Source organism: Streptomyces sp. NPDC003379 (assembly GCF_053589195.1).
This window is the reverse complement of sequence record NZ_JBSFRK010000079.1, coordinates 1-22,546: the sequence shown is the minus strand read 5'-3', so window position 1 is coordinate 22,546 and position 22,546 is coordinate 1. Positions and strand designations below refer to the sequence as shown.

20 protein-coding genes and 1 pseudogene are annotated in these 22,546 nt (G+C 70.0%); 10 read left to right on the top strand and 11 right to left on the bottom strand.

The genetic code is table 11. From position 1 onward, the window contains the following. Positions 1-168: 168 nt before the first annotated feature. The 7 genes from ACWDVB_RS38315 to ACWDVB_RS38285 form a co-directional block, all read right to left on the bottom strand. Positions 169-1,170 carry a Yip1 family protein gene (locus ACWDVB_RS38315; RefSeq protein WP_451519526.1) on the bottom strand — a complete coding sequence of 334 codons (1,002 nt, stop codon included), beginning with the start codon at positions 1,168-1,170 and terminating at the stop codon, positions 169-171. A gap of 156 nt (positions 1,171-1,326) precedes the next feature. Then, positions 1,327-2,832 carry an FG-GAP-like repeat-containing protein gene (locus ACWDVB_RS38310; RefSeq protein ID WP_451519525.1) on the bottom strand — a complete coding sequence of 502 codons (1,506 nt, stop codon included), beginning with the start codon at positions 2,830-2,832 and terminating at the stop codon, positions 1,327-1,329. Between the two features lie 358 nt (positions 2,833-3,190). Continuing rightward, positions 3,191-4,648 carry an FG-GAP repeat protein gene (locus ACWDVB_RS38305; RefSeq protein ID WP_451519524.1) on the bottom strand — a complete coding sequence of 486 codons (1,458 nt, stop codon included), beginning with the start codon at positions 4,646-4,648 and terminating at the stop codon, positions 3,191-3,193. A gap of 81 nt (positions 4,649-4,729) precedes the next feature. Beyond that, positions 4,730-6,124 (bottom strand): FG-GAP-like repeat-containing protein, encoded by a 1,395-nt coding sequence (locus ACWDVB_RS38300; RefSeq protein ID WP_451519523.1) that lies wholly within the window; start codon positions 6,122-6,124, stop codon positions 4,730-4,732. Between the two features lie 186 nt (positions 6,125-6,310). Beyond that, on the bottom strand, positions 6,311-6,490 hold the full coding sequence (locus ACWDVB_RS38295) for a DUF397 domain-containing protein (protein ID WP_451519522.1): 180 nt from the start codon (positions 6,488-6,490) through the stop codon (positions 6,311-6,313). Positions 6,491-6,509: 19 nt separating this feature from the next. Further along, a complete protein-coding gene (locus ACWDVB_RS38290; RefSeq protein ID WP_451519521.1) occupies positions 6,510-6,683 on the bottom strand; it encodes a DUF397 domain-containing protein in 174 nt (57 codons plus the stop codon). Between the two features lies 1 nt (position 6,684). Further along, positions 6,685-7,533, bottom strand: coding sequence for a helix-turn-helix domain-containing protein (locus ACWDVB_RS38285; protein ID WP_451519520.1), 849 nt, complete (start codon positions 7,531-7,533; stop codon positions 6,685-6,687). 249 nt (positions 7,534-7,782) lie between these two features. Here ACWDVB_RS38285 and ACWDVB_RS38280 point away from each other — a divergent pair, with 249 nt between their 5' ends. After that, the gene (locus ACWDVB_RS38280) at positions 7,783-8,262 is read left to right on the top strand and encodes an ATP-binding protein (protein WP_451519519.1); all 480 of its coding nucleotides are present in this window, start codon (positions 7,783-7,785) and stop codon (positions 8,260-8,262) included. Between the two features lie 21 nt (positions 8,263-8,283). On the opposite strand, the gene ACWDVB_RS38275 is transcribed toward ACWDVB_RS38280, so the two are convergent. After that, positions 8,284-10,551, bottom strand: a complete 2,268-nt coding sequence (locus tag ACWDVB_RS38275) for a (Fe-S)-binding protein (RefSeq protein WP_451519518.1) — start codon at positions 10,549-10,551, stop codon at positions 8,284-8,286. A 356-nt stretch (positions 10,552-10,907) separates the two neighbouring features. Here ACWDVB_RS38275 and dnaK point away from each other — a divergent pair, with 356 nt between their 5' ends. The 5 genes from dnaK (at position 10,908) to ACWDVB_RS38250 (ending at position 15,817) form a co-directional block, all read left to right on the top strand. Further along, positions 10,908-12,767, top strand: coding sequence for a molecular chaperone DnaK (dnaK, locus tag ACWDVB_RS38270; protein WP_451519517.1), 1,860 nt, complete (start codon positions 10,908-10,910; stop codon positions 12,765-12,767). Beyond that, positions 12,767-13,480, top strand: a complete 714-nt coding sequence (grpE, locus tag ACWDVB_RS38265; RefSeq protein WP_451519516.1) for a nucleotide exchange factor GrpE — start codon at positions 12,767-12,769, stop codon at positions 13,478-13,480. Before dnaK ends, grpE begins: the two co-directional genes overlap by 1 nt. Positions 13,481-13,513: 33 nt before the next feature. After that, positions 13,514-14,710 (top strand): molecular chaperone DnaJ, encoded by a 1,197-nt coding sequence (dnaJ, locus tag ACWDVB_RS38260; protein ID WP_451519515.1) that lies wholly within the window; start codon positions 13,514-13,516, stop codon positions 14,708-14,710. 1 nt (position 14,711) lies between these two features. Beyond that, the gene (locus ACWDVB_RS38255; protein WP_451519514.1) at positions 14,712-15,173 is read left to right on the top strand and encodes a heat shock protein transcriptional repressor HspR; all 462 of its coding nucleotides are present in this window, start codon (positions 14,712-14,714) and stop codon (positions 15,171-15,173) included. A 131-nt stretch (positions 15,174-15,304) separates the two neighbouring features. Then, entirely contained in the window at positions 15,305-15,817 is a 513-nt protein-coding gene (locus ACWDVB_RS38250) for a hypothetical protein (RefSeq protein ID WP_451519513.1), read from the top strand. A 20-nt stretch (positions 15,818-15,837) separates the two neighbouring features. On the opposite strand, the pseudogene ACWDVB_RS38245 reads toward ACWDVB_RS38250, so the two are convergent. Then, a pseudogene (locus ACWDVB_RS38245) lies at positions 15,838-16,500 on the bottom strand (helix-turn-helix transcriptional regulator); the annotation flags it as partial. Between the two features lie 186 nt (positions 16,501-16,686). Beyond that, complete coding sequence (locus ACWDVB_RS38240) at positions 16,687-17,676, bottom strand: helix-turn-helix transcriptional regulator (protein ID WP_451519512.1); 990 nt, start codon at positions 17,674-17,676, stop codon at positions 16,687-16,689. 107 nt (positions 17,677-17,783) lie between these two features. On the opposite strand from ACWDVB_RS38240, the gene ACWDVB_RS38235 reads away from it, so the two are divergent. Then, entirely contained in the window at positions 17,784-18,122 is a 339-nt protein-coding gene (locus ACWDVB_RS38235) for a hypothetical protein (RefSeq protein WP_451519511.1), read from the top strand. Next, positions 18,119-18,481, top strand: coding sequence for a hypothetical protein (locus tag ACWDVB_RS38230; protein WP_451519510.1), 363 nt, complete (start codon positions 18,119-18,121; stop codon positions 18,479-18,481). Before ACWDVB_RS38235 ends, ACWDVB_RS38230 begins: the two co-directional genes overlap by 4 nt. Before the next feature lie 130 nt (positions 18,482-18,611). Here ACWDVB_RS38230 and ACWDVB_RS38225 read toward each other — a convergent pair whose 3' ends face one another. Then, complete coding sequence (locus ACWDVB_RS38225; RefSeq protein ID WP_451519509.1) at positions 18,612-19,046, bottom strand: pyridoxamine 5'-phosphate oxidase family protein; 435 nt, start codon at positions 19,044-19,046, stop codon at positions 18,612-18,614. Between the two features lie 139 nt (positions 19,047-19,185). On the opposite strand from ACWDVB_RS38225, the gene clpB reads away from it, so the two are divergent. After that, positions 19,186-21,801 carry an ATP-dependent chaperone ClpB gene (gene clpB / locus ACWDVB_RS38220; protein ID WP_451519508.1) on the top strand — a complete coding sequence of 872 codons (2,616 nt, stop codon included), beginning with the start codon at positions 19,186-19,188 and terminating at the stop codon, positions 21,799-21,801. Positions 21,802-21,908: 107 nt separating this feature from the next. After that, positions 21,909-22,457 carry a YbjN domain-containing protein gene (locus ACWDVB_RS38215; RefSeq protein WP_451519507.1) on the top strand — a complete coding sequence of 183 codons (549 nt, stop codon included), beginning with the start codon at positions 21,909-21,911 and terminating at the stop codon, positions 22,455-22,457. The last annotated feature ends 89 nt before the right edge of the window (positions 22,458-22,546 follow it).

Below are 22,546 nucleotides of genomic sequence, written 5' to 3'. Positions count from 1 at the left end.
GGTTGGCGCGCCGCGCCCCCGGGGTTGCGGGGGGGGGGTCTGGATCGCGCGGCCCCCCCCGCCGTTTTGTTTTCCGCGGCTTTTCGTCTCCAGGGGCCCGGGGTGAGGTGGACCCCCACGGCGCCCTTCTCCTATGTACGTACGTGTACGTACATGTACGTGCGTCGTTTAGAACGTGCCCAGCTTGATGATCGACAGGATCGCCAGCAGCTGGATCGACGCCGCTCCCAGCGCCTTCGGCCACGGCAGGTCGTGTGACTTGCTCACCATGGTCGTGAGCAGCGCCCCCGCCGCGAGCCAGGTCGCCCAGCCGAGGAGCTGGACGAACGTCTGGCCGCCGCCCAGGAACAGCGCCACGATCACACGGGGCGCGTCCGTCAGGGACATGATCAGCATGGAGAGGCCGACCGTCGGCTGCCAGGCGCCGTCGCCGCCGAGCTGGCGGGCGAGGGTGTGCGTGACGACGCCCAGGACGAAGGCGCTGATGGTGATCGCCACACCGGTGGTGAGGACGTACGGGACCACCGACGACAGCGTGGCGTTGATCGCGTCGGAGCGGGCGTCGTCGAAGCCGAAGATCGCGAGCAGGCCGTAGAGGAACGTGACGACGAGGGCAGGGGCCCACATCGCGTAGTCCCGCATCTGGAGGAAGGTCGGGCCCGGGCGCAGCACGATGCCGCGCAGCAGGTCCTTCCAGTGCAGGCGCGGGCCCATGGGCGCCGCGGGAGCCTGGCCCGCGCGGTACGTGTCGCCCTGGGTGTAGGGGTCCTCGCCGATGGAGAAGGCCTGGGTGTGCCCGGGGTTGTTGGCCGCGTAGGGGTCGTAGCCCCCTTGGGGGCCGTGGCCGTGGCCGTGGGCTTGGCCTTGACCGTGGCCCTGGCCGTCGGGGCCGCCGAAGTACTCCGGCTCGCCGTGAGCGCCACCGCCGCCGCCGGCCTGCGGCCACTGCTGCTGGCCACCGCCGCCGTACGGGGGGCCGCCCCCGCCGTACTGCTGTTGTTGCCGCTGCTGCGGGTTCGGCGGCGCGGGTGGGTAGCCGTACGGCTGCTGCTGCCCCTGGGGGGCCTGCTGCCCGTACGGCTGCTGCCGCGGTTGTTGTTGCGGTCGCGATTGCGGTCGCGATTGCGGGGCGCGGTTGTCCCGGCCGCGTCCGATCCTGAATCCAGCCACGAATCGAACGTACCTGGTCTTACGGGGGCGGGTCGTCCCTCCTCGGGAGGAGAGAGGGTTTGCGGCCGACCTGTGACAACCCCTAGGGGAACCCTGAGGGGTTTGCCACAGGGGGGTGTGCCACAGGCCGAGGCCGACCGACCGGGCAGGGCGGGATCAGCGGCCCAGCACCGCTCCATACACGTACGGGTGCGAAGAGGCGGGCAGCCCGATCGAGTTCGGGGTGACGGCCGTGGTGCCGGACGCCGTGACGGAGGGCAGGTTCCAGACGCCGCCCGCCGAGGCGTTCTCGCCCGGGGCGGCGGCGGCCAGGTCGGGGCGGCCGTCGCCGTTGCGGTCGGCGGTGGCGAGCGCCGCCCCGAAGAGGTCACCCTTCTCGGCGGCGCCGGGGATGCCGGGGGAGTCCTGCTGGTACGCGACCGCCCTCGCCGCGCCCGACGCGTCGAGGATGCCCTTCGCGCCGCCCTTCAGGACGGTGACGGCGCCCGCGCGCGCCGCGCTGCCGATCGCCTCGCCGGGGGCGCCCGCGATCAGGTCGTCCTTGCCGTCGCCGTCGATGTCCGCGACGGCGAGGGCGTTGCCGAAGTCGTCGCCCGTCTCGGCGACACCCGGGACGCCCGGGGTGTCCTGGTTGAGGGTCTGGCCCTCCCATACGAGGCCGTCGCCGTCCCCGTAGTGGATGTGGATGCCGCCGCCCTTGGCGATCTCCTCGGGCCCACAGGGGTCGTCGATGTTCTCGTCGGCGATCTCGCGGCAGTTGCCGAGCGCGAGGTCGTCGTGGCCGTCGCCGTTGAAGTCGCCGGTGGCGAGCGCGTTGGCGGCGCTGTTGTCGCTGCTCCAGGTCAGGTCGAAGCGGCGCTCGTCCGTGCTGTAGCGGTAGAGCAGGACGTGGGACTGGATGTCGGGCGCGTTCTCCGTGTAGTACGCGACGGCCAGCTCGGGGCGGCCGTCGGAGTCGAAGTCGCCGGTCGTCATGACGGGGGCGCGGCCGCCCATGGACTTGGCCATGACGGGCTCGGTGCGGGCCGCGTACGGGTTGAAGTTGGCTACGACCTTGTCCTTGCCGCCGATCGCCAGGTCGACGTCCGTGTCGCCGGTGAAGTCGGCGGCGACCAGGGAGTTTCCGTACGCGTCGCCGGCCTTCTCGCCGCGGCCGGCGGTGTTGGCCAGGGCGAAGCCGTCGCCGGTGCCGTACAGGACGGTGACGGAACCCGCGTCGGCCTTGCCGTCCATGTCCTCGCCGGGGGCGCCGATGACGAGGTCGGCGTACTTGTCGTCGTCCACGTACGCGGTGGTGACCGCGCCGCCGAAGCGGTCGCCGGTCTCGGGGGTGCCGGGCACCTCGACGGTGGCCTGCGTGATGCGCCGTACGTTGCTGGAGCCGGGGCCGCCCTCGCCGCCGAAGACGACGCTCACGTAACCGGCCCTGGCCTTGCCGTCGACGGTGCCGGAGGGCACGCCGACGGCGAGGTCCGCGTAGCCGTCACCGTCGAAGTCGCTGGTGAGGGGGGTGGGTTCGGTGGGCTCAGAGGTGCGCTCCGAGGTGACCGAGGCGGTCGCGGTGGTCGCGAGGGGGAGAGCGAGGCCGGTCGCGGCGAGCGCGGTGGCCGCGGCCAGGGCGAGGTTGCGGGTGCGGGTGCGGGTGTGTGGGCGGGGGCGCATGAGGGCTCCAACTCTTCGGGGTCGGTACGGCAACTCTGGGGCGAGCGACGGCGCTTGGGTGCCGCCGCTCTGAACGGAGTGGTCAAGCCGTTACGTCACCTGTCTGACAGGTGGAGTTGAGGGAGGGTTGTGCGCGCCTTTGCCGGGCGGAACGGGGCGGGGCGCGGCACGGCGTCGGGGCGGTGCCCCAGTACATGTCCAGGCCCCCGCCCCCGCCCCGAGCGGCCCCCGCCCCGAGCGGCCCCCGCCCCGAGCGGCCCCCGCCCCGAGCGGCCCCCGCCCCGAGCGGCCCCCGCCCCGAGCGGCCCCCGCCCCGAGCGGTCTCCCGCTTGGGTATGAATTCGACGAATCCGGTGTTTTACCGGCCCAGCACAGCCCCGTACTCCGTGGACCCGGAAAGGCCCAGCTTGCCCGGCGTCACCGACGTGACCGGCGGGTTCGGGCCGTCCTTCGGGGTCGCGCCGTACCAGACGCCGCCCTTGCCGTCCTCGCCCGGCGCGCCGACCGCGATGTCCGGGTAGGTGTCGCCGTTGTAGTCGCCGGTGGTGACGGCCGCGCCGAGGCGGTCGCCCGCCTCCGCGGTGCCCGCCACGTCCGTGGAGTTCTGGCTGAAGGAGGGGCCGACGAGGCCCTCGCCGGTGCCGAGCGAGGCGAGGACCCAGTAGGAGCCGGCGCTCTTCGCGGTGCCGATGGCCTCGGTGTCCGCGCCGACGATCAGCTCGTCGATGCCGTCCTTGTCGAGGTTGGCGGACGCGAGGTGCGCGCCGAAGTTGTCATCGGCCTCAGCGTCGCCGCCGACCTGCGGGCTCGCCTGCGTGGTGCAGGAGGAGCCGCCGTCGCCGAGCGTGCCGTCCTTCTTGCCGTAGACGGTGAGGATGGCGCCGCCGAGACGGTCCTCGCAGGCGGTCCTCTCGGACTCGGGGTTGGGCTGGACGTTGCCGATGGCGAGGTCGTCGGTGCCGTCGCCGTCGAAGTCACCGGCGGCCAGTGCGGTCCTGCTGCTGTCGCCGGTGGACCACAGCCCCTTCCACTCACCGGACGCCCGGCTGAGCACCGAGGTGCCGGCGATCTCCATGCCGTTGTACCCCACGGCGATGTCGTCACCGCCGTCACCGTCGAAGTCGCCGCTGGTCACGAGGGTCGGGCCGCCGAAGTGCCAGCTCTGGATCTTGGAGAGCGTGGCGGGTGAGCCCGCGGTGAACGGGCCCGCCCGCATCGCGAGTGAGCTGCTCTCGTCGAAGTGGGTGTTCAGGGCGATGTCGTTGTCACCGTCCTTGTCGAAGTCGCCGGTGGTGAGCAGCGCCCCGTAGCCCCGGGATTCGTCGTCTCCTCCGGAGGCCGCGGTGAAGCCGCCCTTGAATCCGCTCGCGGAGCCCCACACGATCGTGACGGTGCCCGCGCCCTGGGCGGCGTCGATGGCCTCGCCGGGGGCGCCGACGATCAGGTCGGCGTAACCGTCGCCGTTCATGTCGTTCGAGTCGACGGCCGTACCGAACTTGTCGCCCGCCTCGACCGTGCCGGGCACGCCCGCGGTCGACTGGCTGACCGTCACCGAGCCGTGCTGTCCGAGGCCGGACGCGCCGCCCCAGACGACGTTGACGTAACCGGCTTTGGCCTTGCCGCCGACCGTCGCGCCGGGTACGCCGACCGCGAGGTCCGCGTAGCCGTCGCCGTTGTAGTCGGCGCGGGGCTTCGAGGGCTCGGCGGCGGACGCGCCGCCCGCCGTCAGGGCCGTGATGCCGAGGGCGGTGGCGGCGCAGAGGGCGCCCGCCGCGATGAGCCTGTTCCGCGCGGGCTTCCGCACGTGCTGAGTCACTTAGATTTCTCCAACTTGAGTAGCTTGAGCGGCTTGAGCTTGAGCGGCTTGCGCCGAGAAGGGAGTCGGCGCGGGCCGGGGTCAGCGCAGAGTGTGTCCGAAGCCCGCGTTCACGCCGCCGACGCCGAAGTCCTGGCCGTTGAAGGACGTCACGGAGGACGCGGTCAGGCCCGTCGCCGTGCCGCGCAGGACCCACACGGCGCCGACGTCCCGGGTCGTGTCGATGTCCTCGCCGGTGGCGCCGGTGGCCAGGTCCGCCTTGCCGTTCTTGTTGATGTCCTTCAGGCGTACGGACGTACCGAAGTGGTCGCCCGGCTCGGCGACGCCGGGCACGCCCGCGGTCTCCTGGTGCCAGGCCTTGCCCGAGGTGAACGCGCCCCCCGAGGGCTTGAGGAGCGTGACGCTGCCGGTGTCGGCCACCGTGCCGACGGTCTCGCCGGGCGCGCCCACCGCGAGCTCGGGCAGGCCGTCACCGGTCACGTCGCCCGCGGAGACGGACGCGCCGAAGTGGTCGTCGGCCTCGTCGGCGCCGGGCACGCCCGCGCTGTCCTGGTTGTACGTCATTGGGGCACCGAACGCGCGGTCGCCGCCGAACCGGACGCTGACGGAACCGCCCTTCCCTCCACGTCCGTTGAGCGGGTTGCCGGTGATCAGATCGTCGTAGCCGTCGCCGTTGACGTCACCGGCGGTGGCCGCGGAGCGGGTGGCGGTCGGGTCGTCGCCCTCGGCGATGATCTCGGCCTGGTAGCCGTAGTCGCCGACGCCGCCGTACATGTGGGCGGTCCAGGCGCCGCCGTCGGCGCGCTCGCCGTACAGGACGAAGCCGACGCCGTCCTTGTACTTGAAGTTGCCCGCGATCATCCCGTCCAGGCGGGCGCCCTCGGGGATGAAGTCGACCTCCAGGCCCAACGGGCGGTCGAATTCGTTTCCGTCGCTGTAGAACCACCAGTTGTCGCCGCTGATCACGGCGAGCTGGGGGGAGCCGTCGTAGTCGAGGTCGGTCCAGGCGGTGGCCTCGCCGAAGCGGCCCGCGGTGTCCGCCGGGGAGTTCACGACGCGGCCGCCGGAGGTGAAGCCGCCCTTGCTGCCCCAGACGATGGTGACGGAGCCGGAGGGCTTTCCGTCGACCTTCTCGCCGGGGGCGCCGACGATGAGGTCGGCGTAGCCGTCGCGGTTCACGTCACCGGTGGTGACGCTCTCGCCGAACTCGTCCTCGGGCTCGGTCACGCCGGGCACGTGGATCGAATCCTGGGTGAGCGTCGTGGCCCGGTTGCTCGCGACGCCGGACGCCGAACCGAAGGTGACGGTCACGGAGTTGGTGTGCGGCGAGCCGATCGCGAGGTCGCGGTAGCCGTCGCCGTTGAAGTCGTCCTTCAGGGTGGATGCGGCGCTCGCCGAACCGGCCAGCGGCAGCGTCAGCCCCGCAGCCGCGAGAGCCACGACGGTGGCGGTGGCGGCCAGGTTTCTTACGCGCACGTGGTACTCCCAGAAGTGGGGCGGGGCAGGGCATCTACGGGCCCTGCGTGAGCCTTTGGGCAGGGCTTGGCTTCCGGGAGTGTGACTCGCGAGGTGTACGAAGGGTTGTGCGACGGGGGCGACGTGGTGGCCGTGAGGTGCCCCAGCCCCCGGCTCGCCGCCCGGGGGTCGGTGCGGGGGCCGGTCTTACGGTCGCGGTGACTGGAGCTTGCCGAGCAGGGCGGTCAGGGTGTGTGGGGTGAGGGTGATTACGCGGTCGGGGTCGTCGCTTTCGCGGAGCAGCAGGGTGCCGGTGGCGCGGGCGAGTTCGACGCATTCGTTGCCGTCACCGCCACCGGAGTACGTGGATTTCTGCCAGTGGGGCATGGCGTGCAGCTCCTCGCGGTCAGGAAGACTGGAGCTTGCCGAGGAGGGCGGCCACGGCGTGCGGGGTGAGGGCGAGTATGCGGTCGGGGTCTTCGCTTTCGCGGAGCAGCAGGGTGCCGCTGGCGTGCGCGAGTTCAACGCACTCGTTGCCGTCACCCGGGCCCGAGAAGGAGGACTTCTGCCACTGGGCCACTTTAAAGTTCCTTCGCCAGACGGTAGATGAGGTCCCGCGACGAGGCGGGCTCAAGAGACGCTGCTTCTACCTTACGGAAGAGTGTTCGCATGGCCAGTAGCTGAGCGGAAGCGTCGAGGAACGCTGATCCGTACGGCGCGTCCCGCTGGACGGTGTCCAACGCGGGCACGGGACCACCCACATACAGCATCATCGAGCTCGCTCCGGCGAAGCCGTCGACGTCGAACGGGACGACTCGCACCGTGATGTGAGTGCGCTCCGACTCCGCCAGGAGCGCGTGGAGTTGGGAGTGGGCCACGCGTCGATCCGCGACACGGGTGCGCAAAACGGATTCGTGCAGCACCGCCTCGAACGGTGTCGATCTCTCCTCGGAAAGAACCAGTTTGCGCCGCATGCGATGAGCCAGCCTCAGCTCCAGCTCGCTGTGCGGAAGGTTTGGCACCCGATAGGAGAGAACTGCCCGGGCGTAGTCCTCGGTCTGGAGCATCCCTGGAACGTGCGCGGTACCGATCACCTGCATGAACTGTGCGTGATGTTCCAGCTCCGCCAAGTCCGCGAACACGGGTGGCAATGACTCCCGGTACTCCTCCCACCAGCCCCGCGTCCGATCTGTGGCCATAGCCACCAACGCGTCGATCAACTCCCCGTCGGCGCAGGAGTAGTGCGACGCCAGTCGCCGTACTCGGACCTCGCTGACGCCCGCGACCCCGGTCTCGATCTGGCTCATCGTCACGGGAACCGCACCGAGCAATCGCGCGGCCTCACGTGCCGTCAGCCCCGCCGCCTCACGCATCTTGCGCAACTCGCGACCGAGCCGCTCTTGCCTAGCAGTGGGCTGTTTCCTTGGCACATGAACCTCCCGCGCCGCCCAAGGCGGGCTACGTATCGGGGCGTTGGTCGCTCCATTGGGTGACCAGAGTACGACGGAGGGTTGCGCGAGACTAACCTTAGTCTCTACCGTCAGTGACGCGCCGCACACACCGCGTCCCCGGACCTCGGAAGCGCACCGCCCCGCCCTGCCATGGCGGACGCGACACAGCCACCGCCGCACGGTCGCCGTGAAACCGCCAACTCCCTCCCCGCACAACGGAGTGCACCGATGCCAGTGACCGACCATGCGCCCGACCACGCAATGCAACCGCCCTGGGCGTACAGCCTCACCGTCCCCAACGATCCCCGGTCCGTCACCGTGAGCCGCCACGCACTGCGCCTCATCCTGGGCGCACACGGACTGCCGCACCTCGCCGACGCCGCCGAACTCCTCGCGACGGAGCTGGTCGCCAACGCCGTGCAGCACACCAAGGGGCCTGCGTCGCTCCGGCTGTACTGCGCGGGCGCGACCCTCCGCATCGCGGTGTGGGACACCGACCCCACACCACCGTGCCCGGCGCGGGCGTCCGCGTCGGACGAGGCGGGCAGAGGGCTCGGCCTCGTACGGGAGTGTTCCGACGGGTGGGGGTGGTGCGCTCCCGGGGCGAGCAGCGGTCCGCAGGGCAAGCTCGTGTGGTGCGACCTGGGCGCCGTACCCCTTGACGTAAGCGAAAGGCCGGTCCCGCCCCGAGAGGCGGAACCGGCCTGAAGGAGGAGAGAGCCTCAAGCCCTACTTGACGGGCTCCGGCTCCGGCGCGTCGACGGACTCCGCCTCGCCCGCCGGGTCGACCGGCGTCTTCACCGAGTCGAGCAGCAGCTGCGCGACGTCCACGACCTGGAGGGACTCCTTCGCCTTGCCGTCGTTCTTCTTGCCGTTGACCGAGTCGGTGAGCATGACCAGGCAGAAGGGGCAGGCGGTGGAGACGATGTCGGGGTTGAGGGACAACGCCTCGTCGACCCGCTCCGTGTTGATGCGCTTGCCGATCCGCTCCTCCATCCACATCCGGGCACCGCCGGCACCGCAGCAGAAGCCGCGCTCCTTGTGGCGGTGCATCTCCTGCTGGCGCAGGCCGGGGACGGCCGACATGATCTCGCGCGGCGGCGTGTAGACCTTGTTGTGGCGGCCCAGGTAGCACGGGTCGTGGTAGGTGATGAGGCCCTCGACCGGGGTCACCGGGATCAGCTTGCCCTCGTCGATGAGGTGCTGGAGCAGCTGCGTGTGGTGGATGACCTCGAACTCGCCGCCGAGCTGCGGGTACTCGTTGGCGATGGTGTTGAAGCAGTGCGGACAGGTGGCGACGATCTTCTTCGCGGACTTGGGCTTACGAGTCGACTCGTCGTCCTCGTCCTCGCCGTACGCCATGTTCAGCATCGCGACGTTCTCCTGGCCGAGCTGCTGGAACAGCGGCTCGTTGCCGAGGCGGCGGGCCGAGTCACCGGTGCACTTCTCGTCGCCGCCCATGATCGCGAACTTGACGCCCGCGATGTGCAGCAGCTCCGCGAAGGCCTTCGTGGTCTTCTTGGCCCGGTCCTCCAGGGCGCCCGCGCAGCCGACCCAGTAGAGGTAGTCGACCTCGGTGAGGTCGTCGACCGTCTTGCCGACGATCGGCACCTCGAAGTCGACCTCCTTGGTCCACTCCACGCGCTGCTTCTTGGCGAGGCCCCAGGGGTTGCCCTTCTTCTCCAGGTTCTTGAGCATCGTGCCCGCCTCGGACGGGAACGCGCTCTCGATCATCACCTGGTAGCGGCGCATGTCGACGATGTGGTCGATGTGTTCGATGTCGACCGGGCACTGCTCGACGCAGGCACCGCACGTGGTGCAGGACCACAGGACGTCCGGGTCGATGACGCCGTTCTCTTCGAGGGTGCCGATGAGGGGGCGCTCGGCCTCGGCGAGAGCGGCCGCGGGGACGTCGGCGAGCTGCTCGGGCGTGGCCTTCTCCTCGCCCTCCATCGTCTTGCCGCCACCCGCGAGCAGGTAGGGCGCCTTGGCGTGCGCGTGGTCGCGCAGCGACATGATGAGGAGCTTGGGGGAGAGCGGCTTGCCCGTGTTCCAGGCCGGGCACTGCGACTGGCAGCGGCCGCACTCGGTGCAGGTGGAGAAGTCCAGCAGGCCCTTCCAGGAGAACTGCTCGACCTGGGAGACGCCGAAGGTGTCGTCCTCGCCCGGGTCCTCCCAGTCGATGGGCTTGCCGCCGGACGTCATGGGCTGGAGTTCGCCGAGGGCGGTGGAGCCGTCCGCGTCCCGCTTGAACCAGATGTTCGGGAAGGCGAGGAAGCGGTGCCAGGCGACGCCCATGTTGGTGTTCAGGCTCACCGTGATCATCCAGATCATGGTGGTGCCGAGCTTGATCATGGCGGTGAGGTAGACGAGCGTCTGGAGCGTCGCGACGCTCATGCCCTTGAAGAGCAGCACCAGCGGGTACGAGGCGAAGTACGCGGGTTCGTAGCCGTCGACGTGGTGCAGGGCGCCCTCAAGGCCGCGCAGGACGTAGATCGCCAGGCCGATGGTGAGGATGATGTACTCGACGAAGTACGCCTGGCCCATCTTGGAGCCCGCGAAGCGGGACTTCCGCCCGGGGCGCGAGGGCAGGTTCAGCAGCCGGACGACCATCAGCGTGGCGATGCCGAGCGTCGTCATGGCGGCGATGAACTCGATGTACAGCTCGTACGGCAGGAAGCCGCCGATGACCGGCAGCGTCCAGTCGGCCTGGAAGAGCTGGCCGTACGCGGTGATGATCGTCGGCGGCAGCGTCAGGAAGCCGATGGCCACGAACCAGTGGGCGAAGCCGACGATGCCCCACCGGTTCATGCGCGTATGACCGAGGAACTCCCTGACCAGCGTGACGCTTCGCTGGTACGGGTTTTCGGTCCTGCGTCCTGCGGGTACGGGCTGTCCGAGTTTGAAGTACCGGACGAACTGGCCGATGGCGCGTGCGAGCAGCGCTACGCCGACCACGGTCAGGACCAGCGACACGATGATCGCGGCGAGTTGCATTCGGGGGCTCCTCGGGCCTGCGAGGCGGTTCCTCGTAGCGGACTACGAGTGATTACTAAGCGGTAACTTATGCAGTCCGTCTGAGACTACCCATTTACTCCGCCGCACTGTAGCCAGCCCGGCGGTGATCTGTGTCGCTCAGGCAACCCTTGCCGCAAGGTGCCCCCGCGGGGGCGCGGGGAACTGCGCGACCGGCCACGGCGCGCCCGCAGGCGAGCGTGGCTCGCGTGGCGCCGGGTTGCGCGTAAGCGCTGGATAAGAGTTGAGCCCACCCGACTCAGCTCTGTTGACTCCGGCGAAGCCCTCATGCATCCTTGAGCCAGATCCACTCAAGAAGTACATCTGGAGGAACCGAAATGGCACGTGCGGTCGGCATCGACCTGGGCACGACTAACTCCGTCGTCAGCGTTCTCGAAGGCGGCGAGCCCACCGTCATCACCAACGCCGAAGGCGCCAGGACCACGCCGTCCGTCGTCGCCTTCGCGAAGAACGGCGAGGTGCTGGTCGGCGAGGTGGCCAAGCGTCAGGCGGTCACCAACGTCGACAGGACCATCCGGTCGGTCAAGCGCCACATGGGCACCGACTGGAAGGTGGACATCGACGACAAGGGGTTCAACCCCCAGCAGATCTCCGCGTTCATCCTCCAGAAGCTGAAGCGCGACGCCGAGGCGTACCTGGGCGAGAAGGTCGCGGACGCGGTCATCACCGTCCCGGCGTACTTCAACGACTCGGAGCGCCAGGCCACCAAGGAGGCCGGTGAGATCGCGGGTCTGAACGTCCTGCGTATTGTCAACGAGCCGACGGCCGCCGCCCTGGCCTACGGCCTCGACAAGGACGACCAGACCATTCTGGTCTTCGACCTCGGTGGCGGCACCTTCGACGTCTCGCTTCTTGAGATCGGCGACGGCGTCGTCGAGGTGAAGGCCACGAACGGCGACAACCACCTCGGTGGTGACGACTGGGACCAGCGCGTCGTCGACTACCTGGTCAAGCAGTTCAACAACGGCCACGGCGTGGACCTGGGCAAGGACAAGATGGCGCTCCAGCGCCTGCGCGAGGCGGCCGAGAAGGCCAAGATCGAGCTGTCCTCCTCCACGGAGACCACGATCAACCTGCCGTACATCACGGCCTCCGCCGAGGGCCCGCTGCACCTGGACGAGAAGCTCACGCGCGCCCAGTTCCAGCAGCTCACGTCCGACCTCCTGGAGCGCTGCAAGACGCCGTTCCACAACGTCATCAAGGACGCGGGCATCCAGCTCTCCGAGATCGACCACGTCGTTCTCGTCGGTGGTTCGACCCGTATGCCCGCCGTCGCGGAGCTCGTCAAGGAGCTGACCGGCGGCCAGGACGCCAACAAGGGTGTGAACCCCGACGAGGTCGTCGCCATCGGCGCCGCCCTCCAGGCCGGTGTCCTCAAGGGCGAGGTCAAGGACGTACTGCTCCTCGACGTGACCCCGCTGTCCCTCGGCATCGAGACCAAGGGAGGGATCATGACGAAGCTCATCGAGCGCAACACCACGATCCCGACCAAGCGCTCCGAGATCTTCACGACGGCCGAGGACAACCAGCCGTCCGTCCAGATCCAGGTCTACCAGGGCGAGCGCGAGATCGCGGCGTACAACAAGAAGCTCGGCATGTTCGAGCTGACGGGCCTGCCGCCGGCCCCGCGCGGTGTCCCGCAGATCGAGGTCGCCTTCGACATCGACGCCAACGGCATCATGCACGTGACCGCGAAGGACCTGGGCACGGGCAAGGAGCAGAAGATGACCGTCACCGGTGGCTCCTCGCTGCCGAAGGACGAGGTCGACCGCATGCGCCAGGAGGCCGAGCAGTACGCGGACGAGGACCACCGCCGCCGCGAGGCCGCCGAGTCCCGCAACCAGGGCGAGCAGCTCGTCTACCAGACGGAGAAGTTCCTCAAGGACAACGAGGACAAGGTCCCCGGTGACGTCAAGACCGAGGTCGAGGAAGCCGTCAGCGAGCTGAAGGAGAAGCTCAAGGGCGAGGACTCGACCGAGATCCGCACCGCCACCGAGAAGGTCGCCGCCGTCTCGCAGAAGCTGGGCCAGGCCATGTACGCCGACGCCCAGGGCGCGCAGGCCGCGGGCGGCGCCGAGGGCGCGGCCCCCGGTGGCGAGCAGGCCAAGGAAGATGACGGAGTCGTCGACGCCGAGATCGTCGACGACGAGAAGGACCAGAAGGGTGGCGCCGCCTGATGACCGAGGAGACCCCGGGTTTCGGCGAGAGCGCCGACAAGCCTGACGTCCCCTCTGGCGCCACCCCTGATGACGCGGCGCCGAAGGCCGCCGAGCCCTCCATCGAGGAGGGCCCGGCGTCCCCGGCCGGGGACGCGGACAGCAAGACGTCCGCCCAGGACGTGGGCCTGACCGCCCAGCTGGACCAGGTGCGCACCGCGCTCAACGAGCGCACGGCGGACCTCCAGCGGCTGCAGGCCGAGTATCAGAACTACCGCCGCCGGGTGGAGCGGGACAAGGTGACGGTGAAGGAGATCGCCTCGGCGAACCTCCTCTCCGAGCTCCTGCCGACCCTCGACGACATCGGCCGCGCCCGTGAGCACGGCGAGCTGGTCGGTGGCTTCAAGTCGGTCGCCGAGGCGCTGGAGACCGTCGTCGCCAAGATGGGCCTCCAGCAGTTCGGCAAGGAGGGCGAGCCCTTCGACCCGACGATCCACGAGGCCCTGATGCACAGCTACGCACCGGACGTCACCGAGACGACGTGCGTCGCGATCCTGCAGCCGGGGTATCGCATCGGCGAGCGCACCATCCGCCCCGCGCGGGTGGCCGTCGCCGAGCCGCAGCCCGGCGCGCAGACGGTCAAGGGCGACGAATCCGCTGAGGGTGCCGAGGGCCCCGCGGCCCCCGCGGAGGGCTCGGACGAGAAGGAGACCGGTGGCCCGGACAAGGGCTGACGGCAGCGAGACGAGTGAGGAGGGACGTCGGGGATGAGCACCAAGGACTTCATCGAGAAGGACTACTACAAGGTCCTCGGCGTCCCCAAGGACGCCACCGAGGCCGAGATCAAGAAGGCGTACCGGAAGCTCGCCCGCGAGAACCACCCGGACGCCAACAAGGGCAACGCCAAGGCGGAGGAGCGCTTCAAGGAGATCTCCGAGGCGAACGACATCCTCGGTGACCCCAAGAAGCGCAAGGAGTACGACGAAGCGCGTGCTCTCTTCGGCAACGGCGGATTCCGGCAGGGTCCCGGAGCCGGCGGCGGCGGATCGTTCAACTTCGACCTGGGTGACCTCTTCGGAGGCGGCGCCCCGGGTGGCGGTGGGGCGGCCGGCGGCGGCTTCGGGGGTGGTCTCGGTGACGTCTTCGGGGGCCTGTTCAACCGCGGCGGCGCGGGTGCCGGTACGGGCACGCGTACGCAGCCGAGGCGCGGCCAGGACATCGAGTCCGAGGTCACGCTGAGCTTCACGGAGGCGGTGGACGGCGCGACGGTGCCGCTGCGCATGTCCTCCCAGGCCGCCTGCAAGGCCTGTTCCGGCACCGGCGACAAGAACGGCACGCCGCGCGTGTGCCCGACCTGCGTCGGCACGGGCCAGGTCTCGCGGGGCGGCGGCGGCGGTTTCTCGCTGACCGACCCGTGCGTGGACTGCAAGGGCCGGGGCCTGATCGCCCAGGACCCGTGTGAGGTCTGCGGCGGCTCGGGACGCGCGAAGTCCTCCCGCACCATGCAGGTGCGGATCCCGGCGGGGGTGAGCGACGGCCAGCGGATCAGGCTCCGCGGCAAGGGCGCACCCGGCGAGCGGGGCGGCCCGGCCGGTGATCTGTACGTGGTCGTGCACGTCGACACCCACCCCGTCTTCGGCCGCAAGGGCGACAACCTCACGGTCACGGTGCCGGTGACGTACCCCGAGGCGGCGCTGGGCGGCGAGGTCAAGGTCCCGACGCTCGGCGGCCCGGCCGTCACCCTGAAGCTGCCCCCGGGCACGCCCAACGGCCGTACAATGCGGGCCCGCGGCAAGGGCGCGGTCCGCAAGGACGGCACGCGGGGCGACCTTCTGGTGACGGTCGAGGTGTCGGTCCCGACGTCGTTGAGCGACGGGGCGAAGGAAGCCCTGGAGTCCTACCGCGAGGCGACCGCGGGGGACGACCCGCGGGCAGAACTGTTCCAGGCCGCGAAGGGAGCATGAGATGGACGGCCGTCGTCGACAGTCCGGATTCAGTAGGGCGTACCAACTCACCGACGAGACGCCGGTGTACGTCATCTCGGTGGCCGCCCAGCTGAGCGGCCTCCACCCGCAGACCCTGCGGCAGTACGACCGCCTGGGCCTGGTCTCCCCGGACCGCACGGCGGGCCGCGGCCGCCGCTACTCCGCCCGCGACATCGAACTGCTGCGCACCGTGCAGCAGTTGTCGCAGGAGGAGGGCATCAACCTCGCCGGCATCAAGCGCATCATCGAGCTGGAGAACCAGGTCGCCGCGCTCCAGTCCCGTGTCGCGGAGCTCTCCGCGGCCGTGGAGGGAGCCGCCGCCGCGATGCAGCAACGTGAAGCGGCGGTGCACGCCTCGTACCGCCGCGACCTCGTCCCGTACCAGGACGTGCAGCAGGCGAGCGCGCTGGTGGTCTGGCGCCCGAAGAGGGCGACGGACTGAGACCGCGCGCTTGTCCGTTTGTCGGCTCGGTCGCGAAGGGGCCGGGAGGGGAACCTCCCGGCCCCTTCGGGCGTTGTGGTGGCCGACCTGAAGTGCTTGTCGTGTGTCTGTTCTGGGGGAAGTGGTTTTCCATGGCCATGGTGGGGCTGTTCTGGATCGCCGAGGGCGATGTGTACGTGGGCGCGAAGCCGTCCGGACTGGCTGCCGGGGTGCGCCTGACGCCGGAGGGCGTGGCGGCCCTCGGCGACAGGCAGTCGGGGTTCTGGCCGTGGGAGGACGTGCGCTCCCTGGCCATCGAGGACGTCCCGGTGAAGTCGCTCAAGCGCCATGTGGGCGTGGCCGTCGACCTGGTGCTGACGGTCGGTCTGGGCGGCTCGGACGAGGCCCCGAAGATGACGGTCCGGGTCGGCGGCGCCGAGGGGGAGGCGGAGCTGACGGCGTACACCGCGGCGGCGGTCGGCTACTCCACCACGGAGTACGACCTTTCCCGCGCGCTCCTGGCCCGCCTCACGGAGGGCGCGGGCACGCTCATGACGACGCTGGCGGCGATGGCGGAGTGGGGGCGGCGCCATGAGGGGGGTTCTCCCCGGGCGGCCGTCAGGGAGGCGCTGCTGAGGGAGTGGCTGGCGGGCGCGGACGCCTGAGACGCCAGGCCGTGTCCGGCCTAGTCCCGGTCGAGGTCGAGGTCGAGGACGCCGGACTGGCCGATGAGGTAGCCCAGTTGGGCCCGGCTCTCGCTGCCGAGGGTGGCGGCGAGTTTGGCTATGTGGACGCGGGCCGTGCGGATGTTCATGCCGAGGCGGTCGGCGATCTCGGCGTCGGTGAGGCCTTCGACGAGGAGGCCGGCGATGGCGCGCTGGCGGGGTGTCACGCCGCCCTCGGAGACCTGCGGGGCGGCCTGGGGCCACATGGGCGTGGCCAGCCGCCACAGCCGCCAGAACGTGGTGGCGAAGTACTCGACGAGGGCCGGGTGGCGCAGCTCCAGGGCGATGCTGCGGTCCCTGCTCGCCGGGATGAACGCCACGGTCCGGTCGAAGACGAAGAGGCGGTCGGTCACCTCGTCGAGGGTGCGGGCCTCGGCGTCGCCGTCGAGCTGCTCGAAGTAGGCGAGTACGGGCAGGGAGTGGCGCGTCGTGTGCTGGTAGAGGGTCCGCATCCGGCAGCCCCGGCTGAGGATCGACTGGTCTCGGGGAAAGGCTTCGGCCAAGGTCTCGGGCGGGCGGGTGCCGCCGGGCTGGATGGCGAGGAACTCCTCGGTGACCTCGCTCATGGCGCGGTCGATGGCCGAGTTGATGCGTTCCAGGCCGTCGAGGACGGTGATCTCAGGGGCGGCCGTGGCGGTGGGTTCGCAGGGTTCCTCCACGGTGTGCGGCGCGTGCTCGCTGGTCATGTGCGCTCCCTCCCGCTCAGTTGAAGCGCGGCGATTGTATGCAGGGGGACGCGGAGGGGAGGACGGCCCCTCATTGAAGTGTCTACTTCCGTGCGGGGCTGTCCAGGGGTGGGGCGGGGATCGTCACCTCGGGCGGTCGTGGGCGAGAATTCCCGACTGGGCGATGAGGTAGCCGAGCTGGGCGCGGCTGCCACTGCCCAGTGCGGCGGCGATCTTGGCGATGTGGGCGCGGCAGGTGCGGACGTTCATGCCGAGGCGGCGGGCGATGGCCTCGTCGACGTGGCCCTCGACGAGGAGCTTGGCGATGGAGCGCTGCACGCCCGTGATGCCGCCGGTCGGCGGGTCGTAGGGGGCCTCGTCCAGGAGCGGGGAGGCGCGCCGCCAGAGCTGTTCGAAGACCTTGGCGAGATATCCGACCAGGCCGCTGTGGCGGAGCTCCAGGGCGACCTGGCGGTCGTCCTGGGCAGGTATGAAGGCGACCGTCCGGTCGAAGATCATCAGTCGTTCGATGAGCTCTTCCAGGGTGCGCACCTCGACCTTGCCCTGGCGCATGTACTCGGCGTAGGCGATGGTTCCCTGGCTGTGCCGGGCGGTGTGCTGATAGAGCGTGCGCATCGTGATGCCGCGCTCGATGATGCCCTGGCTCCGCTGCACGGCTTCGGTGAGCACCGCTTCGCTGCGTCCGCCGCCGGGCTGCACGGTGAGGATCTCCGACTGGCACTCCGCGGTGGCGGCGTCTATCGCCGCGTTGATGCGGGTGGCGCCCTCCAGGACCGTGATGGCGTGGTCGGTCGGCCGGTCCTGGGCACTGATGGCCATGAATGGCTCAAAAGCGTCGGTAAGTTCGATGGCGAGGGTCCTGCGCTCCAGGATTTCCCGTTCCAGGGGATGGAGGCGCTGCGCCAACACCGAGGTGGGCGGAGCCGGACGGAGCCAGTCGACGTCCTCCGGATCAGGGTGCAGGAGGGCGAACTCCATCAGACATGGTGCGGCCTCCGCTTCGCTGCGGCGGACCCGTCCGGAGCGCAGTGCGCTGGCGTAGAGACGCTTGCCTTCGGCGCAGAGTGCAACCACGGAGTGTGGATGTGTCCCAATTGGGCTTTTTGTTGTCATTCCTCCACCCCCCAGGGTCCTGAACGTGCAGGAACATGATGCATCTCTTCTGTGGTGTTCGGATGGCTGAATGAGCCATCGTCTTGGAAGGCCGGGGGAGAGTCGCTATGGAAGTGAGGACGAAGCCCGCTATGTGCAAGGGAAAGCTTCGCTCGGTACTTGTCGGTGCCTTCTCCGTTGGGTTGGCCATCAGCGCGTTCAGTGGTCTTGAACTGGGTGCGGAAACCGGGAACGCGACGGCGGTCGTTCAGGAGTCCAAGCCGGCGCCGCCGGACATTGTCGGGTCCTCCACGCCGATGGGAGACATCGTCTGGGCCTCCACTTCGACGGACGACATCGTCTGGGGCCGCGCCCTGTCGACGGACGACATCGTCTGGAACGCGGTGCCCGCCGACAGCGCCGACAGCAACGCCGGTCTCTCTGGGACGGGAGTTGCCGAGGCATGAGTACTCCTCCTGACGACCGCACCTTCCGCCGGGAAATGGCCACCGCCTACCGCTCCGGATGGCACTTCATCGATCTCGTCACCGCGATCCCCCATCGCGGCGACTCGCTGATGGTGACCCTCCTCGGTGAGCCGATCGTCGTCACCCGCGACGACGAGGAGGAGATCCGGGCCTACCGGTGCCTGCGGCGGCCGCGAGGCGCGCCGCAGCCCGTGCGGTGTGCCATTCGGTACGGGATGGTGTTCGTCAATCTCGACCGGCGCGACCACCAGCTCGTCGGAGAGCAGGAACAGCAGGATCCGGGCGCCATGACGAGCGCTCCGGACAGCAGCATCACAGCCACCCCCCGCAGTGCCTGACGCGATTCCCCCGTCGTTGTAAATCGCGCAGGCACTTCCCCCAGCAGCGGCGTCACCGTGGACCTGAACACGGTGGCGCCGCTGTGGTGTGCACGGAGACCCGTGCCGAGCCCGTGCCCGGCCATTCGGCTCACGCCTTGCCCAGCGCCCGCGTAACCTCGATCTCGATCAGGACCCGGTCCGGGTTCGGCGAGGGACGCCGCTCGTAGCGCGCCTCGTAGCGCAGCTCCGCCGCCTCGATGGCCGCCGGTTCCGTCCTGATCGTCGCGCGGCCCTCCAGCGTCGCCCAGCGCCGGCCCGCGAACTGGCAGACCGCCACCCGCGCCCCCGGCCCGTCCGCCGCGCCCGCCGCCGCGAGGATGTGCACGACCTTCCGGCTCGTCTTGCGCGCGAGGACGCGGGCGACCCCGGCCTCCGGGTCGTACGTCACGCCGACCGGCACCACGTGCGGAGTGCCGTCCGGGCGCAGCGTGGTCAAGGTGCACAGGTGCCGTTCGCGCCAGAAGCTGAGGTAGGACGCGGGCGGATCGCGCGGGTCGATCGGTGGCGATGCGTTCGGGCTCATGGACCGGAACATAGCCGCCCTGCCTTCCGAGGCTCTCCTTGAGTGGAATAGACTCAACTTTGTGTACGTTGATGAAGTCAGCGTGAGGGGAACCCGTCCCCTGACCAGTGGTGGGATTCCGTAAGGAGGACAAGCGCACGTGGACGCAGAGCTGACCAACAGGAGCCGGGCCGCCATCAACGCGGCCGGTGACCGGGCCGTACAGGACGGGCACCCGGACCTGACCCCCGCGCATCTGCTGCTGGCGCTGCTGGAGGGGCAGGAGAACGAGAACATCACCGACCTGCTCGCCGCGGTCGACGCCGACCAGGCGGCCGTGCGCGCGGACACCGAGCGGGTCCTCGCCGCGCTGCCCAGCGTGACCGGGTCCACCGTCGCGCCGCCGCAGCCCAACCGCGAGCTGCTCGCCGTCATCGCCGACGCCGCCAAGCGCGCGAAGGAGCTGGGTGACGAGTTCCTCTCCACCGAGCATCTGCTCATCGGCATCGCCGCCAAGGGCGGCCGGGCCGGGGAGGCCCTCGCCAAGCACGGGGCCACCGACAAGAAGCTGCTGAACGCATTCGAGACGACAAGGGGAGGGCGCCGGGTGACCACACCCGACCCCGAGGGTCAGTACAAGGCGCTGGAGAAGTTCGGCACCGATTTCACCGCGGCGGCCCGCGAAGGGCGCCTCGACCCCGTCATCGGGCGGGACCAGGAGATCCGGCGGGTCGTCCAGGTGCTGTCCCGCCGCACCAAGAACAACCCCGTGCTCATCGGTGAGCCCGGCGTCGGCAAGACCGCCGTCGTCGAGGGCCTCGCCCAGCGCATCGTGAAGGGCGACGTGCCGGAGTCGCTGAAGAACAAGCGGCTCGTCTCCCTCGACCTCGGCGCGATGGTCGCCGGTGCCAAGTACCGCGGCGAGTTCGAGGAGCGGCTCAAGACCGTCCTCTCCGAGATCAAGGGGAGCGACGGGCAGATCATCACGTTCATCGACGAGCTGCACACCGTCGTCGGCGCGGGCGCCGGCGGGGATTCGGCCATGGACGCGGGCAACATGCTCAAGCCCATGCTCGCCCGCGGCGAGCTGCGCATGGTGGGCGCCACCACCCTCGACGAGTACCGCGAGCGGATCGAGAAGGACCCCGCTCTGGAGCGGCGCTTCCAGCAGGTCCTCGTCGCCGAGCCGTCCGTCGAGGACTCCATCGCGATCCTGCGCGGGCTCAAGGGGCGGTACGAGGCGCACCACAAGGTCCAGATCGCCGACAGCGCCCTGGTGGCCGCCGCCACCCTCTCCGACCGGTACATCACCTCCCGCTTCCTGCCCGACAAGGCCATCGACCTCGTCGACGAGGCCGCGTCCCGGCTCCGTATGGAGATCGACTCCTCGCCCGTCGAGATCGACGAGCTCCAGCGCGCCGTCGACCGGCTGAAGATGGAGGAGCTGGCGATCGGCAAGGAGACCGACCCGGCGAGCAAGCAGCGCCTGGAGAAGCTGCGGCGCGACCTCGCCGACAAGCAGGAGGAGCTGCGCGGCCTCACCGCACGCTGGGAGAAGGAGAAGGAGTCCCTCAACCGCGTCGGCGCGCTGAAGGAGAAGCTCGACGAACTGCGCGGCCAGGCCGAGCGCGCCCAGCGGGACGGCGACTTCGACACCGCGTCCAAGCTGCTCTACGGAGAGATCCCGACCCTGGAGCGCGACCTCGAAGCCGCCTCGGAGGCCGAGGAGGAGGCCGTCCAGTCCAAGGACACCATGGTCAAGGAGGAGGTCGGCCCCGACGACATCGCCGACGTCGTCGGAGCCTGGACCGGCATCCCCGCCGGGCGCCTCCTGGAGGGCGAGACGCAGAAGCTGCTGCGCATGGAGGACGAGCTGGGCAAGCGGCTCATCGGCCAGACCGAGGCCGTGCGCGCCGTCTCCGACGCCGTACGCCGCACCCGCGCCGGGATCGCCGACCCCGACCGCCCGACCGGCTCCTTCCTCTTCCTGGGCCCCACCGGCGTCGGCAAGACCGAGCTGGCCAAGGCCCTCGCGGACTTCCTCTTCGACGACGAGCGGGCCATGGTCCGCATCGACATGAGCGAGTACGGCGAGAAGCACAGCGTCGCGCGGCTCGTCGGCGCCCCTCCCGGCTACATCGGGTACGAGGAGGGCGGCCAGCTCACCGAGGCGGTGCGGCGGCGCCCGTACAGCGTCGTACTCCTCGACGAGGTCGAGAAGGCGCACCCCGAGGTCTTCGACATCCTGCTCCAGGTCCTCGACGACGGGCGGCTCACCGACGGGCAGGGGCGGACGGTGGACTTCCGCAACACCATCCTGGTCCTGACGTCCAACCTGGGCAGCCAGTACCTGGTGGAGCCGCTCACCTCCGAGGAGGAGAAGAAGCAGCAGGTCCTGGAGGTCGTACGAGCGTCCTTCAAGCCCGAGTTCCTCAACCGGCTCGACGACCTGGTCGTCTTCTCCGCGCTCACCAAGGACGAGCTGGCGCACATCGCCCGCCTCCAGATCGACCGCCTCGCCAAGCGGCTCGCCGAGCGCCGCCTCACCCTGGACATCACCGCGGAGGCCCTTGCCTGGCTGGCCGACGAGGGCAACGACCCGGCCTACGGCGCGCGTCCCCTGCGGCGCCTCATCCAGACCTCGATCGGCGACCGCCTCGCGAAGGAGATCCTCGCGGGCGAGGTGAAGGACGGCGACGTGGTCCGGGTGGACCGCTTCGAGGACGGCCTCATCGTGGGCCCCACGACGGACGCCCCTGCGGGTAAGTCGTTGTAGCGGCGTCCCGTCTGCCCGGCGGAAACCCGGCAGGCGAGAAGCCGGGGTTGCCCCCGAGGGCCCATCCTGGGAGAGGATGGGCCCATCCATACGAAGGGACAAAGCACGTGAGCATCGACCCGTCCTCGATTCCGAATTTCGGGGGACAGCCCGAACCGCAGCAGGGCGCAGGACCGGCGGGCCCCGTCGTCCCCGACCAGGACCTGGTGAAGCAGCTCCTGGACCAGATGGAGCTCAAGCACGTCGTCGACGACGAGGGCGACCTCGCGGCGCCGTGGGAGGAGTTCCGTACGTACTTCATGTTCCGTGGCGAGGACGACCAGCAGGTCTTCTCGGTGCGGACGTTCTACGACCGGCCCCACCAGATCGAGCAGAAGCAGCAGCTTCTGGAGTCGATCGACGACTGGAACCGCCGCACGCTGTGGCCGAAGGTCTACAGCCACACGCACGACGACGGCACGGTCCGCCTCATCGGCGAGGCCCAGATGCTGATCGGCACCGGAGTCTCCCTGGAGCACTTCGTGTCGTCGACCGTCAGCTGGGTGCGCGCCGCGATCGAGTTCGACCGCTGGCTCGTCGAGCAGCTGGGCCTTGAGTCCGAGGTCGACTCCGCGGAGGGCGAGACCGGCGAGAAGCCGGGCGACGACGACGCCTGAGGGTCCCTGCGCGTACGAGAGCCCGGCCGGGGCGCACGGCGTCGGCGGCACGGACACCGCGCAGGCCCGTCTGGTGCACCTCGTGGACC

Coding starts and splice junctions, on each gene's coding strand:
- ACWDVB_RS38310 (WP_451519525.1), bottom strand. CDS start 2,832: ATGCGCCCCCGCCCACACACCCGCACCCGCACCCGCAACCTCGCCCTG.
- ACWDVB_RS38295 (WP_451519522.1), bottom strand. CDS start 6,490: ATGCCCCACTGGCAGAAATCCACGTACTCCGGTGGCGGTGACGGCAAC.
- ACWDVB_RS38280 (WP_451519519.1), top strand. CDS start 7,783: ATGCCAGTGACCGACCATGCGCCCGACCACGCAATGCAACCGCCCTGG.
- ACWDVB_RS38275 (WP_451519518.1), bottom strand. CDS start 10,551: ATGCAACTCGCCGCGATCATCGTGTCGCTGGTCCTGACCGTGGTCGGC.
- dnaK (WP_451519517.1), top strand. CDS start 10,908: ATGGCACGTGCGGTCGGCATCGACCTGGGCACGACTAACTCCGTCGTC.
- grpE (WP_451519516.1), top strand. CDS start 12,767: ATGACCGAGGAGACCCCGGGTTTCGGCGAGAGCGCCGACAAGCCTGAC.
- dnaJ (WP_451519515.1), top strand. CDS start 13,514: ATGAGCACCAAGGACTTCATCGAGAAGGACTACTACAAGGTCCTCGGC.
- ACWDVB_RS38255 (WP_451519514.1), top strand. CDS start 14,712: ATGGACGGCCGTCGTCGACAGTCCGGATTCAGTAGGGCGTACCAACTC.
- ACWDVB_RS38250 (WP_451519513.1), top strand. CDS start 15,305: ATGGCCATGGTGGGGCTGTTCTGGATCGCCGAGGGCGATGTGTACGTG.
- ACWDVB_RS38240 (WP_451519512.1), bottom strand. CDS start 17,676: ATGACAACAAAAAGCCCAATTGGGACACATCCACACTCCGTGGTTGCA.
- ACWDVB_RS38235 (WP_451519511.1), top strand. CDS start 17,784: ATGGAAGTGAGGACGAAGCCCGCTATGTGCAAGGGAAAGCTTCGCTCG.
- ACWDVB_RS38230 (WP_451519510.1), top strand. CDS start 18,119: ATGAGTACTCCTCCTGACGACCGCACCTTCCGCCGGGAAATGGCCACC.
- ACWDVB_RS38225 (WP_451519509.1), bottom strand. CDS start 19,046: ATGAGCCCGAACGCATCGCCACCGATCGACCCGCGCGATCCGCCCGCG.